Consider the following 14113-nt stretch of genomic DNA (forward strand, 5'->3'; position numbering starts at 1 on the left):
ATGGTAGAATTACAAGACTTTACAGAAATGTTTGAAAAGAATCCGCTGGCACATGCAGTAGTGGACGCGAATCTCAAGTTTCTCATGGTAAATGATGCATTCTGCAAACTGGTCGGATATAGTAAGGACCGGTTGCTGGCACTCAGATACTCAGATTTCCGGGCACAGGGAATGATGAAGTATCTCGATGAATCAGGTGAATCACTTGTTGATGCGGTTAACGGCAGACGGACTACTGTGGGCCAGAGTACGCTTGAAACCCCTTCAGGATCACACGTTGTTGTCCGAACAAACATTCCGCTGTTAAGTGAAAACAGGGATGTAAAATACATCTATGTCACGTACAACGAAATCACAAAGGTGGTTAAGGCCCGGAAATTTATGGAAAACGAAGTCGGGGAACTAAGTAAGATCTACGCCCGGATGGCAGAAGGAGATTTAACCGCCCGGTATGAGGTCACCAAGCCAGATGAAGATACCAAAGAGACCTATGATACGATCATCGAGCTCCGGGATGCAGTCCGTGGGATCGTTGTCAACCTTGAAAACAACATCAAAGATGTCAACAAAAAGATGCAGAACCTGACCTCGACTGCAGACAATGCCACCCGCAGTGTCGAAGAAGGTTCCAAAGGAGTCCAGCAGATCGCGCAGAATGCAGGTAAAGTAAGCAGCAATGCCGAAAAAGCATCACAGGGTGTTGAACAGATCGCAAAAGCCATGCAGGACATGAGTGCGGCGATAGAAGAAATCACCTCAAGCATGGAGTCGGTCTCGAACCTCTCCAAACAGACCAATGATCTTTCCAAATCCGGTGCAGAGCTCGCGGGCAAGACGGAGAAGAGCATGAGCGAGATCTCCGCATCCTCATCTAAAGTCTATGATATCGTGTCGGACGTGGAGAAACAGATGGGGGAGATCTCCAAGATCGTTGTGCTCATCCGCGAGCTGGCCAACCAGACCAACCTGCTGGCACTCAATGCCGCCATTGAAGCCGCACGTGCCGGTGATGCGGGACGGGGTTTTGCTGTCGTTGCAACAGAAGTGAAATCGCTGGCCCAGGAGTCCCGGAACTCCGCCGAGCGGATCGAGGATATGATCGCGACCTTGAAAAAGAGCACCCAGGACGCGTCTGCCGCGATGAACGAATCGAAAGGGCTTGTCGAGCAGGGTTCAAAGATGGTAACCGAGACGGTGCAGTCCTTCAACAAGATTGCGGCTGCTGTTGAGAAGGTAGCAGCAAGCGCAACCGAGGTTGCGGCAGCAACCGAAGAGCAGGCGGCAACAACAGAAGAGATTACGGCAAGTGTCAGCGAAGTTTCGCATCTGGTGGAACAGACTGCAAAGGAAGCCGGTGATGCGGCAGCAGCGACTGAAGAATCCTCAGCCGCTCTGGATGAGATCACCCGGATGATGGAGACCGTAGATAAAATCGCTGTCGAGGCAATGGAAGCAAACAAAAAATTCAAGGTGGATTAAACGGGGTGCGTTACCATGGCGGCAAAAGTTAGCGAGCCAGAAGAAACGCAGGCCCGGACCACGGAAGATATTGCCAGGAGGCGGCAAAACAGCATCCAGATCGTGGAGTTTGTGCTTGGTAAAGAACTCTTTGCCATCGACCTCTTCGATGTCAAGGAAGTCGTCGAATACACAACGATCACCAAACTTCCCAACGTGCCGGCATACGTGAAGGGGATCATCGATCTCCGGGGCGAGATTACAACCATCATCGATCTCAAGCACCGGCTTAACATCACGGAGACCAGCCAGGTCGCTGCCGAATCCTCCCGGATCATCGTGCTCGACGACAAGATTACCGGCACCAAGATCGGGATCCTTGTCGACGATGTGACCTCGGTTTCGACATTTGAGGCAAAACAGGTGGACTATACCTCTGCCTCAGTGAGCAAGGAGGATACAGCAATCATCGGGATTATCAAGCGAAAAGTGAAGGTCAAGGACAAGGAGAAGAATGAACTGATCATCTGGATCGATATCAAGCAGCTGCTCGGGGATATTGATACATCGGTCTGAATTCATTCTCCTCCGGCTTTGTGGAGTTATCCGGTAAATCCCGGGATATGATCATCAAAACGGGTAGGGCACATACCCTCCCTTTTTTCACTCAAACGAGTCTGGCACGTAAGGAGGGGGTTTGTTCATGATTTCCGCACTCTATGTCGATGACTGGTTGCCATTACTCGATACCATCGGGCGTATCCTGGAGAAAAAAGGAGATATTGTGGTTGAAACATCTTACTCAATCGAAGATGCGTTGCGGAAACTTGACTACCTCTCCTTTGATGTCCTTATCACAGATTACAATTCCACGGAATCGGCCGGTATCGATCTCCTCCGGCAGACACGACAGAAAGGAATTATTGCCCCGTTTATTTTCTTCACACTGGAGCAAAACGTTGGCATTGAACGGGAAGCCACCAGGTACGGCGGGGTTGCATTTGTCCCGAAACTGCTCGACTCTGGCTCGAACTTTGGCGAGCTCGAAAGGACTATCCGGTCAATAGTTATGGTATCTCACCCGGGAGAGATACACCCGCACAAGGATCCGCTCTCCCCGTCAAGGGGGAGATCCTCATCATGATCTCGGTTCTCTATGTCGATGATGAGCCTGCCCTGCTTGAGATCGGCAAACTCTATCTTGAACGGAACAGCCAGTTCAGTGTTGACATCATTACTTCTGCCCCGGCCGCTCTTACCCTGCTGAAAACGAAGAGGTATGATGCCATTATCTCTGACTACCAGATGCCGGGGATGGACGGTATCGAATTTTTAAAGAATATAAGGACTTCAGGAAAGACTATCCCGTTTATCCTTTTCACTGGCCGGGGCCGTGAGGAAGTTATCATTCAGGCCCTGAATGGGGGGGCAGATTTTTATCTCCAGAAAGGTGGGGAGCCTGTTTCGCAGTTCACCGAGCTCGCGCACAAAATCCGCCAGGCCGTCCAGCAGAGAAGGGCAGAATCTAGTATCCGGGATCATGAGCGCCGTGAAGCGGATATCCTTAACTTCCTGCCTGACGCAACCTTCGCCATCGACAAGACAGGGATCGTCATCGCATGGAACCATGCCATGGAAAAGATGACCGGGATCAAACCCTCGGAGATCCTCGGGAAAGGCAATTATGAATATTCTTTCCTGTTGTACCATGAACGTCGCCCGATGCTCATTGACCTCATTCTGGCCCCTGATGATCGGTTTGAGAAAGACCGGTATCTCTATACCCTCCACGACAACACGAATCTGACGGCTGAGTCAACTTTTGAAAAACCGGATGGAACACATGTCCATATCTGGGGAAAAGCCAGCCGCCTTTTTGATCAGGATGGGAACCTTACCGGCGCGATCGAGTCCATCCGGGACATTACTGAACGCAAGCAGGCAGAGACAGAATTCCGTGCAGCCCACGAACAGCTCACCGCTGCCGAGGAAGAACTGCGCAGCCAGTATAATGAGCTGGCACAGAGCGAACGGTTAATCCGGGAAAGTGATGAGAAGTTCAGATCTCTTGTTGAGTATGCCCTTGAAGCAATACTTATCCTCGATTTACAGGGAAAGATCCTGTTTGCCAACAATGCGGCGCTCAACCTGACCGAAGCCGGGGGTGATGCCGGATTTATTGGGCGTAATGTGATGGAATTCATTGCGCCGGAGTCCCGGGAGGATATTATCCGGGATTTTATTCAGATATCCGATGGTCACGATGCATATCTTGCACAGTACTACGTAATTTCAGCAAAAGGAAAAAAAATCTGTGTGGAAAGCATTGGGAAGATCATAAGGTACGAAGGGAAGCAAACAGCTCTCATCTCCCTGCGGGACGTCACCGAACGGAAACGGGTCGAGGATGAACTCCGGGCCGCGTACGAGCAGATTTCCGCACAGGAGGAAGAGCTCCGCGGACAGTATGACGAGATGGTCGCCCTGCAGGAGCGGACCGCCGAAGCACAACAGATGCTTACTCAGGTGCTCAATACGGTCCCGGTCCGGGTATTCTGGAAGGATCTTGACCTTCGCTATGTAGGGTGCAACGAAACGTTCAGCCGTGACGCCGGGCTCTCTGCTCCAGCTGACCTGATCGGGAAGACCGATTTTGACATGGGGTGGAAGGAACAGGCTGAGTTGTACCGTGCCGATGACCGGGTGGTTATCGATACCGGCATCCCGAAAGTCGGGTACGAGGAGCCCCAGAATGCAGCGGATGGGAACTGCATCTGGCTTCGGACCAGTAAAGTCCCGTTGCGGGATCCCAGCGGGACTATTATCGGCATCCTTGGAACGTATGAGGATATCACCGACAGCAAGAGAGCGGAAGACGCACTCTGCCAGGCAAATAAAAATCTCAATATTCTTTCAGGAATCACCCGGCACGACATTGACAACCAGCTCACGATAATGAAGGGTTACCTTACATTACTCAAGAAAAAACACCCTGATATTTTAATTGATGAAAATTTTAAGAAGATCAACACCTCCGCACAGCACATATCGTCAATGATCCAGTTCACGAAAGAATACGAGGAAATAGGCGGTAATGTCCCGTTCTGGCAAAACTGCCGCACGATCGTTGAGACCGCGGCAATGCAAATCCCTTTTGGACAGATCGTAATGAAAAATGATCTTCATGCAGGAACCGAGGTGTATGCCGACCCGCTGATTATCAAGGTCTTCTACAATCTCATGGATAACGCTGTACGGTATGGAGGGAAAATTACAACTATCCGGTTCTTTTCTGAAAACCGGAATGGTGAATATAGTATCGTGTGCGAAGATGACGGAATCGGAATCCCTCACGATGAAAAGGAGAAGATCTTCGAGCGGGGATTTGGCAAAACCACTGGCCTCGGGCTCTTCCTCGCCCGCGAGATCCTGTCAATCACCGGCATCACCATCAGGGAGACCGGGGAACCGGGAAGAGGCGCCCGGTTTGAGATGACGGTTTCGAAAGGTGCTTACCGTCTCATCGAAGGATAATATAATTTACATACGTTCACGTCTTGCAACCGGGTTATAATCTCATAAAAAATCCATCCTGCAGTGACGCGGATTATTCGAAGATTTGCGCATACAGAAAAAAAGGAAATTTTTTCGGGCAAAATCTCAAAGAAAAAATCTGATATCACGTGGGGCTTTGGCACATGCCGCCGTCCCATGTATGAGATATTTGTCACAACAATCTACCCTCTAACGGAGTCCCAAAAAGCTGCCGATAAAACCAGGGCTCCGGTGTCTGAAAATGGGAGCACGCGTTTATAATATCATAGAACGACAAGACCTATTGCCATTGACGGATGTCGTATGTATACTGTCCTCTATGTTGATGATGAGCCGGGTCTGCTTGAGATCAGCAAACTCTTCCTTGAGGAGGATGGGCAGTTTATCGTCGATACTATTACTTCCGCATCAGCTGCGCTTACCCTGATGGATACAAAGATCTACGATGCCATTATCTCTGACTACCAGATGCCAGGGATGGATGGCATCGAATTTTTAAAGAAAGTAAGATCTTCAGGAAATACCATCCCGTTTATCCTTTTTACCGGTCGCGGCCGGGAAGAAATTGTTATACAGGCCTTAAACGAAGGGGCCGATTCCTATCTCCAGAAAGGCGGGGAGCCGGTGTCACAGTTCGCCGAACTTGCACACCAGATCGTCCATGCCGTGAAACGGAAACGGGCTGAGAATGAGCTGAAGGTTAGTGAGGAAAAGTATCGCCGAATTGTCGAGACCGCAGAAGAAGGTATCTGGCAGACGGACGAGAACCAAATACCTAAAACGACCTATGTCAACAGACGTATGGCGGAAATGCTCGGTTACACTCCGGAAGAGATGACAGGCCGGGACTTAACTTCTTTCATGGTGGCAGAAGATATACCAGACCTCAACTACCGGAGAGAGGAGCGCACTCAGGGAAAGAGTGGCCGGAATGAACGCCGCCTCGTCACAAAAGACGGGAAAATCCGGTGGATGTGGGCATCTACGACCCCGCTCATGGATCCAAACGGCACGTTTCTGGGTGCCTTTACAATGTATTCCGATATCACGGAGCGTAAAACAGCGGAAGATGAGATTGCCCGCCGTAATGAGGATCTTCATGCAGCATACGAGCAGCTGACAGCGACCGAAGAAGAACTCCGGCAGAATTACGATGAACTGGCAAAAAGCCAGGAACTGATTAAAGAGAGCGAAAAGAAATACAGGAACGTTGTCGAGGATCAGACCGAATTCATCTCCCGGTTCTTACCTGATGGCACTCATATCTTTGTCAATGAAGCCTACTGCCGGTATTTCGGCCTGAAACGCGATGATATTATAGGGCACCAGTTCCGGCCCAGGATCCCAGTCGAAGACCGGGAGCGTGTGAAAAAGTTCTTTACGTCTTTAAACCAGGACCACCCGATCGATATCATCGAAAACCGGATTATCATGCCGGATGGCGCACTCCGGTGGCAGTGGTGGAGCGATCGGGCAATCTTCGATTCTTCCGGAACTGTTACCGAATACCAGGCAGTAGGCCGGGATATTACGGAAGAAAAAATTACCGAGATTGCATTGCAGGAAAGCGAACAGCGCAATGCTGCCATGATCGCCGCATTGCCAGACATCCTTTTTGTTCTTGACCGTGATGGCACGTATCTCGATTTTCAGGCAGCAGACAATAATCTGTTGTCTGTGTCACCGGATCGGATTCTCGGAAAAAATATTATTGATGCCGGTTTTGATGCAGATACTACAAAGACCCTCCATCTGGCGATTTCAACAGCGATTGAAACCGGAATCCCCCAAAAAATCGAATACAAACTTGTCGTACCTGCAGGCAACTCCTGGTTCGAGGCCCGGCTGGTCCGGCTTGGTGCCGACCGTGTACTGGGCATTGTCCGAGATATTACCGAACGCAAGCAGACCGAAGATGAACTACTCAAAAAAAGCGAAGAATTAAAAGTGCAATTTGACGCACTTGCAAGCATCGAAAATATCACCCGGTTAAGTGAAGAGCGGCTGATCATGGCTCAGAATATAGGTTTGACCGGCTGCTGGGAATTTGACTTAACCACTGACAAAATCTGGGGATCAGCCGAAGGACTTCGCATTTTCGGATTTCCTCCGGTAGCCGGAGATTTCTCCATTGAAGATATCGAGGCCTGCATTCCGGAACGGCAGCGGGTCCATCAGGCACTCCTTGACCTGATCACCATGGGTAATGAGTATAACATGGAGTACGCAATTAATCCCGCAGACGGCTCACCGCCAAAGATGATCCATTCAGTCGCCCGACGCGAAAATGATTCACAGGGCAACGTGATCAAGATCATGGGAGTCCTCCAGGACATCTCCGAACGCAAGCGGGCAGAAGAAGAGATAATTTTTAAAAATCTCGTCCTGTCAACACAACAGGAAACCTCCCTTAATGGGATCCTTATCGTGGATGAACAGGGAAAAATCATTAATTTTAATCAGAAATTTATCGAAATTTGGGAGATCCCCCCGGATTTTATAGCGTCCCGGTCAGATGAACCCGTGCTCCAGTATGTCGTAGAACAGGTTGTTGATCCGGAAGCGTTCCTTTCCCGTGTACGATATCTCTATGATCATAAAGACGAGAAAAGTTTTGAAGAAATTACTCTTAAGGATGGACGGATACTGGACCGGTTCTCGGCTCCGATAATAGGGGAAAATGGAATCTATTACGGGAGGGTGTGGTATTTCCGGGATATCTCCGAGCGTAAGCGGGCGGAAGATGCCCTCCACCTCGTGAACCGTAAGCTCAACCTCCTCACCGGCATCACCCGGCACGACATCCTCAATAAGATCTCAATTATTCTCGGGAATCTTAAATTTGCAGAAAAAAAATTCACCGAGCCCTCTCTGGTCGAGATTTTAAAGAAAATTGAATCCGCTACAATGGCGATCCGCACACAGATCGAATTCACCCGAACCTATCAGGATCTTGGCGTACAAGCGCCAGCCTGGTTCCGGGTTTGCGATGTGATCCGAAGTGTCAAGCCTCAGACGATCTCCCTTATCTGCAGCTGCGATTCCTGTGAGATCTTTGCAGATCCGATGATCGCGAAGGTGTTCTTCAATCTGTTTGACAATGCAGTGAAGTATGGGATGGGTGTGACAACCGTCACGATTGAATGCAGACCGTCGCACGACGAGTTGATCGTTGGGTTTGCCGACAACGGTGTTGGCATCCTACCTGAAGAGAAGGAGCATATCTTTGAACGGGGCTTTGGGAAAAACACCGGTCTTGGGCTTTTCCTTGCAAAGGAGATCCTCTCAATCACCGGGATCAGTATACGGGAAACCGGGGAACCTGGAAAAGGCGCACGTTTTGAGATTATCGTGCCGAAAGCGGGGTACCGGTTTGCAGATGTGAAGGAAAACCCTGGGAAACTTTGAGACTGACGAGGCATGTCTCATATCAATTATACCCCCATCACCCTTCAAAATGACCGGGATGCGGACATTATCATCTACAGTATACCTGCCATAATCCGGGCCCTATCCAGCCTCCGATTCCTCACAATCGACCCGAAAAGAAGCCCGTATCGGGCTCCGTTTAAAAATAAGCCCAAATCAGCCGTATTTTGTTAATCGGACAAAATAAAACGTTCACATAAACGCGTTTTGAGGCCATTTCTCAGGCCCGGTCGGGTTTTCGTTGATCGTGAAAATGATCGCTGCCAGAACGTGAATATGGCCTGCTAATGGGCATTATATGGGGCTCAATTTGGACTTATTTTTGTAAATGGGGGCGTATAAACGCCAGGATTTTTGAGGGTGGCGATCGGGCGATTTTACGGGCTTTTTTAGGTATATCTGAGTAAGATAACAGGCATCGGGGCCTGTCCTTATTCAGGGACTTCTCTGATCGGCTCATTCAGTTATCTTCACATGTCGCTTCAGGTTTCTGATGACACTTCCTCAAATTTTCCACAACCCGGAAAATTCTCCTGCAGGGAGAGATCGTCAATGCAACAAATGCCTCGTTTGCGTATGTCCTTCGTAAAACCCATGGAGGTTTTGCTATCTTTCCGGTTTTACTTTTTTAGCGTAAAGGACCGGGTGTGCCCGCCGGATTACCTATGTGGCATCGCCTCACAGACGCGTCCAAAAAAACAGAGTTTGATGGGTCTTTTGGGATCCGCTAAAAAAGGAGATTAGAGGTAAAGCATCATGACCAGCATCACACCGGTAATGAGCGTCAGTATAATCGCGACCGGAGCAAGCTTTCGCACGACTTCCCCTTCTATCCCTAACTTATCGACAACTGCAGCAGCATTGATAATCTTTGCGACTGCAACACCAGACGCAATGCCTCCTGCTACCAGGTGGGCGGAATAAACCTGGAGGAAGTTAAGGTTGAGGACATCGGTCGATTTTTTGATAATACCATAGAACATGACGTTGGATGACGTCTCACTTCCCGCGACAAATGACCCGAACAGTCCCAGCATGGGGCTGAACAGAGGGAACGCGACGCCAAAGATAAGGGCCAGCACGAGGCCGATAACCATGTTCATGTTTAATGCCGCCGGAGCTAAGGTGAGCGCACCGTTGCTCACCGATTTTCCTGACCAGTCCATCACATACGCAATGGCAAAAAAGACCATCGCGGCCAAGGTCGGGCTCCATGCCCGTTTCAGCCAGAGTTTGGTAATCTTTCCAACCTCATCTTTTGACCGGATCAGGAGAGGTGCCGTGACAAGCGTACTGATGAGCACCCAGAAATACGCCTGGCTCAGGAGATTCAGGTTGACAATCTGGTCGGCCATAACCGGAATTTTCTGCATGTTGCCGAGTATCGAAGGCAGACCGGACTTGATAACCGGGATGCTGATGACAATACAGAACAGGACCAGAACCACCCAGGGAAGCGCTGCCTTCCAGAGTGGCATCTTACCTTTCCGTTCCTCTTTTGCGGCCTGAATTGCGGCAGGCTCGGCGACATCGAGCGGCCGGCCCCGGATCTTCCGCATCAGGAGGATGACTACAACGGTAACGAGACCGGAGAAGACGCCCACAAGGCCGATCGCTGCTGGCGGGAGGATATGCACGAAGAGGATCGCACAAAGCCCCAGCGTTAGGCCGGCGACCAGTGCTGTGACAAATCCTTTTTTCACACCGGCGATACCATCGGCAACCCAGAGCATGGCAAGCGCAATGCCGGTCGAGATCACCGGCAGGAACCACGCGACCGTGATGCCGAGTGCCCTCACGTCAAGCCCGAAAACGGATGCCGGAAGCGTTATCGGGACTGCAAGGAGTGAGAACGAGGTGAGTGGATCATATCCCAGACAGGGCAGGGCAACTGCTGCAATGGGAGAGAACCCGAGCGCGAGCATAATGGGCGGGAGCATGGTCACCGGGGTCGCGCCGATAGATACCAGAAATGTCCCAAAACCGACGTTCAGGATCATAATCTGTTCGTACCGTTCCGCAGCCACCGTTTTGATGTACGCCGTGATGCTGCTGATAGCACCCGTCACGTCCATCATAGTGACCTGCAGGATGGAAAAGAGCACCATCAGCGAGATCCCAAACGACGAAAGTACGCCGTCCCAGGACGCCGCCAGTGCAACACTAGCGCTTGTCTGGAAAAAGAATACCGCAATGATGACGGTCAACACCCATCCGACGACACTCATCAGCGTTCCGGACTTCCGGAAAAGGACAAGCCCGATAAAGATCAGGAGCATTGGCAGGATGGCCAGGATAAACTGAATACTCAGGTCCACTTTGATCTACCCTCCGGGGTATGAGTATAAAGTCTGCTATGTTATAGCATAACATTATCGATCTGATCCTGTTAAATCTGTGAACAGGGTGTACGGACTGGGGGGGATGAGCCACAAGGCAAAGGAACGGTGAGTTCTATAAATTCTGCCCGCCAACAGTTGGGCAGTGAAAACGGCAATTCTCGGGGGTGGGTTGTCCGGCCTGATGCTGGCCCGGCTCCTGCACGAAAAAAATACAGATCTTGTGGTCCTTGAAGCAGAGCCGGAATACGGTGGACTCTGCCGGTCGCGGACCACCAACGGGTTCACGTTCGATATCGGCGGTTCGCACATCATTTTTTCACGGGATACCGAAGTACTCACCTTCATGCGGCAGCAGATTGCCGGAAACGAACAGGAGAATGCGCGGAATACAAAGATCTTTTACAAGGGCCGGTACGTGAAATACCCCTTTGAGAATGGTCTTTCAGAGCTGCCTGCTGAGGACCGGTTCTTCTGTATCAGCGAGTTTGTAAAAACGCTTATTGCCGTGGAAAAAGGCGACCTTCCGGCACCGGAGACATTCCGCGACTGGATCTACTACACGTTCGGGAAAGGGATCGCGGAGTGCTACATGGTGCCGTACAACGAGAAGATCTGGAAGTACCCGACAGAGAAAATGTCCCGGCACTGGGTAGACGGGCGCATCCCGAGGCCACCGGTCGATGACGTGATCAAATCCGCGATTGGCATCCCGACCGAAGGGTACACCCACCAGTCCGTCTTCTCTTACCCGCTTGACGGCGGGATCGAAGCGCTCGTAAAGGCAATCGCTCGACCGGTTGAACAGTACATCCAAACGGATTTCCGGATCCGTTCGATCAGGAAAAAGGGAAAACAGTGGATCATCAGTAACGGCACGGAATCGATCGAGGCAGACCGTATCATCTCAACCATTCCCATCCAGCACCTGATTGCAGCACTTGACCATGTGCCGGGGAAGGTCAGGAAGGCCTGCGCGGCCCTCACGTACAACTCGCTTGTCTGTGTCAACATCGGCCTTCGTGGGAGCGTGCCGGATTATTCGTGGCTCTACATTCCCGACCCGGCACTCGGGAAGACCAACCGGATCTCGTTTCCATCCCAGTACAGCCGGCACGTGGCACCTGAGGGACATTCCGCGATCCTTGCCGAGATCACGCACCAGCCCAGCGACAACGTGGCGCAGATGACTGATGAAGATCTTATCGCAGAGGTCACCGACACCCTTGCTGAAATGGACCTGGTAACTCCTGACCAGATCGTCTCTGCGTCCGTCGTGCGCCAGCCGTTTGCGTACGTCGTCTACGATACAGAATACCAGAAAAATATTGCCATTGTCCGGGATTACTGCGGATCGATTGGCATCCCGCTCGTAGGCCGGTTTTCCCAGTTCGAGTACCTCAATATGGACGGCTGCATCAGGAGCGTGCTGGATTTTGTAAAATCGTATTCGGCCTGAAGCAGTTTCCCATTCACGGCATCACGCTTATAATCCGACAACCTAAAAAATGTACAGGAGTTTTTCTGACCCGCATGATATCGGTAATCGTCCCGTCATTCAATGAAGAGGAGAATATCGCCCAGTGCCTCGTATCGCTCTCGCACCAGACGGTCAATAAAAGCGAGTACGAGATCATTGTCGTTGACGGAGGGTCAACGGACAGTACCTGCGAGATTGCCCGAAAGTATGCCGATAAGGTTTTTATCCAGACCTCAAAGAAAGTCGGCGGGGCGCGAAACGACGGTGTAATGGCCTCAAAAGGCGATATTATCGCATCAACCGATGCCGACTGTATCCTCCCGCCGGACTGGATCGAGCGGATCAGGAATGATTTTTCTGATCCGGCCGTCGTGCAGGTCTATGGCCCGGTCTACCCTATCGAGGACAGTATCGGCAACCATTTCTCACTTTTTCTCGCAAATACCTTTTCCCGTATCGGGTACTACAGCCGTACCTTTTACTACACACTCGGCTGCAACACCGCGTTCCGTAAGGATGCATTTCTCAAAGCCGGCATGTACCGGTGCATCGATGCCGGGGACGATATCGAGATAGCGATGCGCATGAAAGATGAGGGAAAGATCCGTTTTGACGGGAAACTGAAGGTCGGGTTTTCCATGCGCCGGTACCAGCAGTACGGCACACTCAAATCGCTGTATGAATGGTTCTACATTGTCGCCCATGGTGGGGAGACCCAGAAGTATGCGTATTCCCAGAAAAAATACAAATGATCAGCGGGCAGGCCGCACAATATGCGTGGAACGCATATGACCGGCGCAGGAAAAACGCCGGCCGGTACTTCATCGGATTTTGTGCGCGAACAGGTTGCTGCATTCGAAAACAATGCATTTGCCCGGCTGCTGGGACTGCACATCGTTGAGGCCCGTGACGGCTATGCACGCGTCGAAATGGATTGTGCCGGAAAACTCAACCCCCACGGTATCGCGCATGGCGGTGCCGTCTTTTCGCTTGCCGACCATGCATTTGGCATTGCTTCCAACTGTGGCAATAATCACTATACGGCGGTCTCGGTATCCATCCAGTATCTCCTGCCCGCAAAAGGCCGGCTCTCTGCGGTTGCGGAACGTATCGCGGTAAACGAAACCTGTGACACATTCCGTGTGATGGTATACGAGGGTGACCGCACGGTTGCGGTTTTTGACGGCGTTGCGTTCAGGCTCCCCTGAGTGCCGCGCCGGGATTTTTTTAGCGTACCGCCCCACACACCCTGCGACTTTATCACCCGGCAGTTTCTCATACTCACCCATGACTGTTGAGAAAACAGCAGTGACTGCAGTCGCCGGACTCATGGCGCTTGCAGCCCGCACCGCACCAAAAGCACATGGGGATGATGAGATACTCCTCTCCGTGCTCACGGACGCCCAGATCAAAAAACTTTCCCGCGCGATGTCTGACTATGGCACGAAAAACGGGCTGGGGTATTTCCTGCGCGATGCCAGGAATGTTGCTGCTTCTGACGCGTGTCTTGTTATAGGCGTCCGCGGGATTGCCACGGTCGGTCTCAACTGCGGGGCCTGCGGGTATGCAACCTGTGCCGCCGTTGTAAAAGCAGCAGAGAAAAAGAAATCCGCAACAACCGTGTATGCCGGCCCCAACTGTGCGGTACGGATGGCGGATCTCGGGATTGCCCTTGGGTCTGCGGTAAAAACTGCCCAGATCCATAACGTGGACAACCGGATCATGTACACGGCCGGATCGGTTGCGATGAACCTCGGGTTTCTTGGTAAAGACTGCACGGTCGCCTTTGCGATTCCGCTCTCGGCATCGGGGAAAAGCATTTTCTTCGATCGGAAAGCATAACCGGTGAAAG

10 protein-coding genes are annotated in these 14113 nt (G+C 51.2%); 9 read left to right on the top strand and 1 reads right to left on the bottom strand.

Annotated elements, in window-relative coordinates; translation table 11 throughout:
- The 5 genes from WCE46_RS01705 (at position 1) to WCE46_RS01725 (ending at position 8421) form a co-directional block, all read left to right on the top strand.
- Entirely contained in the window at positions 1-1479 is a 1479-nt protein-coding gene (locus tag WCE46_RS01705) for a methyl-accepting chemotaxis protein (protein WP_424731968.1), read from the top strand.
- Positions 1480-1494: 15 nt separating this feature from the next.
- On the top strand, positions 1495-2034 hold the full coding sequence (locus tag WCE46_RS01710; RefSeq protein ID WP_424731969.1) for a chemotaxis protein CheW: 540 nt from the start codon (positions 1495-1497) through the stop codon (positions 2032-2034).
- 127 nt (positions 2035-2161) lie between these two features.
- Positions 2162-2602: a response regulator gene (locus WCE46_RS01715; protein ID WP_424731970.1), complete on the top strand. Its 441-nt coding sequence runs from the start codon at positions 2162-2164 to the stop codon at positions 2600-2602.
- Complete coding sequence (locus WCE46_RS01720) at positions 2599-4992, top strand: PAS domain S-box protein (protein WP_424731971.1); 2394 nt, start codon at positions 2599-2601, stop codon at positions 4990-4992. Before WCE46_RS01715 ends, WCE46_RS01720 begins: the two co-directional genes overlap by 4 nt.
- Before the next feature lie 324 nt (positions 4993-5316).
- On the top strand, positions 5317-8421 hold the full coding sequence (locus WCE46_RS01725) for a PAS domain S-box protein (protein ID WP_424731972.1): 3105 nt from the start codon (positions 5317-5319) through the stop codon (positions 8419-8421).
- A gap of 761 nt (positions 8422-9182) precedes the next feature.
- Here WCE46_RS01725 and WCE46_RS01730 read toward each other — a convergent pair.
- Positions 9183-10760, bottom strand: a complete 1578-nt coding sequence (locus tag WCE46_RS01730; protein WP_424731973.1) for an L-lactate permease — start codon at positions 10758-10760, stop codon at positions 9183-9185.
- Positions 10761-10926: 166 nt separating this feature from the next.
- Between WCE46_RS01730 and WCE46_RS01735 the strand changes: the two genes are divergently transcribed.
- The 4 genes from WCE46_RS01735 to WCE46_RS01750 all read left to right on the top strand — a co-directional run bounded on the left by WCE46_RS01735 (position 10927) and on the right by WCE46_RS01750 (position 14103).
- The gene (locus WCE46_RS01735; protein WP_424731974.1) at positions 10927-12240 is read left to right on the top strand and encodes a protoporphyrinogen/coproporphyrinogen oxidase; all 1314 of its coding nucleotides are present in this window, start codon (positions 10927-10929) and stop codon (positions 12238-12240) included.
- Positions 12241-12314: 74 nt separating this feature from the next.
- Positions 12315-13013, top strand: a complete 699-nt coding sequence (locus WCE46_RS01740) for a glycosyltransferase (protein ID WP_424731975.1) — start codon at positions 12315-12317, stop codon at positions 13011-13013.
- A 36-nt stretch (positions 13014-13049) separates the two neighbouring features.
- Positions 13050-13469: a PaaI family thioesterase gene (locus tag WCE46_RS01745; protein ID WP_424731976.1), complete on the top strand. Its 420-nt coding sequence runs from the start codon at positions 13050-13052 to the stop codon at positions 13467-13469.
- A 79-nt stretch (positions 13470-13548) separates the two neighbouring features.
- A complete protein-coding gene (locus tag WCE46_RS01750; protein WP_424731977.1) occupies positions 13549-14103 on the top strand; it encodes a ferredoxin domain-containing protein in 555 nt (184 codons plus the stop codon).
- The last annotated feature ends 10 nt before the right edge of the window (positions 14104-14113 follow it).

It is taken from the genome of Methanoregula sp. (genome assembly GCF_049690535.1).
GTDB lineage: Archaea > Halobacteriota > Methanomicrobia > Methanomicrobiales > Methanospirillaceae > Methanoregula.

Coding starts and splice junctions, on each gene's coding strand:
- WCE46_RS01705 (WP_424731968.1), top strand. CDS start 1: ATGGTAGAATTACAAGACTTTACAGAAATGTTTGAAAAGAATCCGCTG.
- WCE46_RS01710 (WP_424731969.1), top strand. CDS start 1,495: ATGGCGGCAAAAGTTAGCGAGCCAGAAGAAACGCAGGCCCGGACCACG.
- WCE46_RS01715 (WP_424731970.1), top strand. CDS start 2,162: ATGATTTCCGCACTCTATGTCGATGACTGGTTGCCATTACTCGATACC.
- WCE46_RS01720 (WP_424731971.1), top strand. CDS start 2,599: ATGATCTCGGTTCTCTATGTCGATGATGAGCCTGCCCTGCTTGAGATC.
- WCE46_RS01725 (WP_424731972.1), top strand. CDS start 5,317: ATGTATACTGTCCTCTATGTTGATGATGAGCCGGGTCTGCTTGAGATC.
- WCE46_RS01740 (WP_424731975.1), top strand. CDS start 12,315: ATGATATCGGTAATCGTCCCGTCATTCAATGAAGAGGAGAATATCGCC.
- WCE46_RS01745 (WP_424731976.1), top strand. CDS start 13,050: ATGACCGGCGCAGGAAAAACGCCGGCCGGTACTTCATCGGATTTTGTG.
- WCE46_RS01750 (WP_424731977.1), top strand. CDS start 13,549: ATGACTGTTGAGAAAACAGCAGTGACTGCAGTCGCCGGACTCATGGCG.